2 protein-coding genes are annotated in these 4,309 nt (G+C 33.8%); both read right to left on the bottom strand.

What is annotated here, in order from left to right; genetic code table 11:
- Positions 1 to 454: 454 nt before the first annotated feature.
- Complete coding sequence (locus ENL20_04155) at positions 455 to 1,828, bottom strand: sigma-54-dependent Fis family transcriptional regulator (GenBank protein HHE37749.1); 1,374 nt, start codon at positions 1,826 to 1,828, stop codon at positions 455 to 457.
- 130 nt (positions 1,829 to 1,958) lie between these two features.
- Positions 1,959 to 4,277 carry a PAS domain S-box protein gene (locus ENL20_04150; GenBank protein ID HHE37748.1) on the bottom strand — a complete coding sequence of 773 codons (2,319 nt, stop codon included), beginning with the start codon at positions 4,275 to 4,277 and terminating at the stop codon, positions 1,959 to 1,961.
- Between the last annotated feature and the right edge of the window lie 32 nt (positions 4,278 to 4,309).

Here is a 4,309-nt window from a genome sequence, read left to right as displayed (position 1 = left end):
TAGGATAAACTTGGGAAGGAACATCGATCTGTAATTCTGATAATAAAGTCGTTGCTACAAAAACAGTTATTAAACTGAAAATTATCTTCCTCATTTTTCTAATTTCCTTTTTTTATTTTTAAAAATTTATGGAATGCAAGTGTTAAAAGGAAATTTTAATTTACCTAATCTCTTAATAATATTTCGTTTGAAATCGTATAATCTATCTGTTCTGTTGTAGATTTGTTTAAAACTATAAGTTTCTATTTTATAACAAATTATGCCAAATGGGAGGGGCAGTGAGAATTGAATATTTAATAACAGGTATTGAATATTGGATAAGTCAAAACTAGATAAATATCTCATCATAAATCTCTCTTAATAATCCGGGAACACTTTTGAGTTCTGTTTAAATTAAAGTCAATGAAAAAAATGTTTCTTTTATGAAGTATAGTCGATGTAAATTTATTACTATCTATAAAATCCCAAACTTCTTCATTCGACGATCGAGTGACTGCCAGGTAATATTCAGCAACTTCGCTGCTTTGGCTTTATTATTCTTGCATTTTTCCAGAGCTTTCATGATCAAATTTTTTTCTGCTAATTCCAGGTCAAAGATAATTTCAGTTCCTTTCGAAAAAACCGGTTGATCACTAACTTTTGCTAAAATCGGAAAATGTTTTAGATGGAGTTTACCTCTATCATTAAGGATGACAGCTCTTTCCACCATATTTTTAAGTTCGCGAACATTCCCCGGGAAATTGTAATTTGAGAGTTCATTCAAAACATTTTCATCGATTTCCTGGATAGGTTTTTTCATTTTTTTTGAAAATTCAGAAGCAAAATGATTGATCAAAAGAGGAATATCTTCCGATCTTTCCCTGAGAGGTGGAATATGAATCGAGAAAGAATTTAATCTATGAAATAGATCGACTCTGAATAACTTCTCTTCGATCAAATCTTCCAATCTCCGGTTTGTGGCAGCAATAACTCTAACATCAACAGGAATATCTATGTGAGAACCAACGCGTCTTATTTTTCTTTCTTCGAGAACTCGCAGAAATTTTGACTGTAAATTTAAAGGCATATCTCCGATCTCATCGAGGAAAAGAGTTCCTTTACTCGCCACCTCGAACCAACCTGCTTTGCTTTCGGTAGCTCCTGTGAATGCTCCTTTTTTATGACCGAAGAACTCGCTTTCAAAGAGATTTTCCGGTACTGCCGAGCAATTCACATCATAAAAATACTTTTCTTTCCTGGAACTTAAATAATGAATTCCACGAGCAACAAGTTCTTTTCCGGTTCCGCTTTCACCGGTAATCAGAACGGAAGTATCTTCAGTTTTTGCAACTTTAGAAATAAGTTCAATGATAGATTTCATTTTGGGGCTTTGAGTGATGATCGAATGACCTGTTTTATCCTGAAGTTCATTGGAAACAAGTGAGAGATTATGTTCGACTTCCTTTAGCTTGGAATTGAGAGTGATGAATCTTTTGGTTCTTTCAATGGAGTTATGAACATCCATCAGACGAAACGGTTTGGTGAAATAATCGGAAGCTCCGAGTCTCATTGCTGAAATAACGCTGTTCATATCTCCGTGTCCCGAGATCATGATCACTTCGATTTCCGGATACGATGTCTTGATCTTTTCCAGAACCTGGATCCCATCCATTTCAGGAAGTTTTATATCGAGAATTGTAATATCGATTTCATTTTGTTCTAATATCTTAAAAGCTTGAGAAGGTAATTCCGCTTTAAATACTTGAAAGCCATTTTCTAATAAAAATTCACCGATCTCTTCTCTGACTCTCTGTTCGTCGTCGAGGATCATTATTTTTAATTTTTCCATTTACAGCTCCTGTTTTTCCTTTGAGGGAAGAACTTAACTTCGTGAATTGATTGATTCAAAATGATTCAAAACCTTCAAGGTTTTGCAAACCTTGAAGGTTTGCAAAAAAGTTTAAATCCCAATACAGGAATTAATTATCATTATTTTTTCTTTTTGTAAGATTTGGTAATTTGATGATGAATTTTGTAAATTTGTTTTTTTCACTGCTGACGGAAATCTCACCTTTCATTTCCTGGATAATTCCATAAATGATCGATAAACCAAGACCTGTTCCTTTTTCAGGATCTTTGGTTGTGAAAAAAGGATCAAAAATATTATCTAAATTTTCTTTGGGAATACCAGTACCATTATCTTCGATCTCAATACAAATATTATGGGGATTACTGTAAGTCTTGATCGTGATCTGTTTCTTAAAATTGATCTCATTGCCTGCTTCTTCCCGATCTTCAACAGCGTCTTTTGCATTATTGAGAAGATTGAGGATAACTTGTTCGAGTTTGAATTTATTTCCGATAGCAAATTCCAGATCATCTTTAAATTCTAAGATTACTTTGATGTTGTGATTTTTATATTGCGTCTGCACCATTGATAAAGCATTTTTAATGGTTTCATTAATGTCTATCTTTTCCAAAAGAACCGATTTCTGATCTCTGGAAAAAGTTCTTACATGCTCGATGATATGCCTGATCCTGTCAATATCATTAAAAACAGAATTGACCTTTTTCTCAAGATAATCTTTAGAGCATTTATCCATTGATAATTTAAAAAGAATATTATCCATAGCCATAGAAATTCCTGCTAATGGTTGATTGATCTCATGAGCAATTCCAGCAGCAAGTTTTCCCAGAGATTCAAGTTTTGATTTCTGGATAAGAAGCTGTTGTTGTTCGATCCTTTTATTCAATTCTTTATTTACTCTTGCTTCAAGTTGCCGATTCAATTCCTTTATCTCTTCTTCAACTTTCCTCATTTCACTGATATCGAGTATTTGAGCGATCAAATATAAAGATTTTCCAAAATCATCATTCACAGAGGAAATGCTGACATTTACCCAGATTATGTCGCCTTTTTTATGAATTAATCTTTCTTCGATATGAAAATAATTAAGTTTTCCGGTCAGCATTGTTTTGATTTTTTTCTTATTTTTCCGAACATCATCATGATGAATCAATGAGTTAATATTTCTGTTTAAAAGTTCATTTTCTTTATATCCTGTCATGAAACAGAAACTCTCATTGACCTGTCTGATCGTACCATCAGGATGAATCAATATCATTCCGGCAGCTGCATGAAAAAAAGTGCTTCTGAATCGTTCTTCACTTTCTCTAAGAGCTTCTTCTGCTTGTTTTCTTTCCGTAATATCTTCGCAAGTCGTGATAATAGCGACAGGATCACCTTTGCCGTCTTTGACAATATCCGACATTAATCTTACCGGGAAAGTAGAACCGTCTTTTCTGATATTCGAACTTTCTCTGATCAATCCTTTCCATTTTTTTACCTGGGATAAACTCATTGGTTTCCTGATCCGGACAGGAGCAAAGACACGAACATCTTTTCCAAGTAATTCTTCCGGTTCATAACCATGCATTTTGGCATCAGCTCGATTTGTAAAAATTATTTTTCCGTCGATTTCCGTAACTGTCACACCAATAGTCATCGTTTCAACAGCCTGCTTTAATTCCCTTAATGTTTTTTCTGTTTTCTGTTTTTCTGTTATATCACTGATAATTCCGAAAGTTCCGGTAAATTTCCCATCGACAATTAAGGGAGTTGCTGCAACCGTAATTACTCTTTTTTCATCTTGTTTTGTGAAAATATTCAATTCATATTTACTTGATATTCCTTTTTTACGAAGGACTGTATTATCCAATATTTTTTGAAATTCTTCTTGAGTAACAAAATCCCTGATGTTCATGGAAATTAATTTTTTTTCCTGATATCCGAAGATCTTACATGCTGCCGGATTTGCAAAAGTAAAGTTTTCCTTTTCATCAACAATGATCAAACCTTCTTCCATCGTTTCAATAAGAGTTCGGTGTTTTTCCTCACTTTTTCTTAAGGCTTTTTCTGTCTTGATCTTATGGAAAGTCATTTCCATGATCGCATGTAATTCCCGCTCTTCGAAAGGTTTCATCAAATAGCCGTAAGGTTCGACCTCTTTTGCTTTATCAAGTGTTTCATCATTTATATGTGCGGTCAGGAAGATCAAAGGGATGTCAAAATTGTCTTTGATTTTACGAGCAGCATCGATTCCTGTTTTTTCTCCTTCAAGTAAAATATCCATTAAGATGAGATCCGGTTTTTGCTCTGATACAGAATTTATCGCATCTTTTTCATTTGATACGATTTGAGTTACATCATATCCAAATTGCAGCAAAGTATTCCTGATATCGATGGCTACTATTTTTTCATCTTCGACGATCAAAATCTTTTTCTTTTTCATTTTCATCCTGTAAATCTATTCCTGCTACATCTCTGAAC

The sequence above is a fragment of the Candidatus Cloacimonadota bacterium genome, assembly GCA_011372345.1.
Taxonomy (GTDB): Bacteria; Cloacimonadota; Cloacimonadia; order Cloacimonadales; family TCS61; genus DRTC01.
The sequence above is the reverse complement of the archived record's forward strand: the minus strand, read 5'-3'. Positions and strand labels throughout refer to the sequence as shown.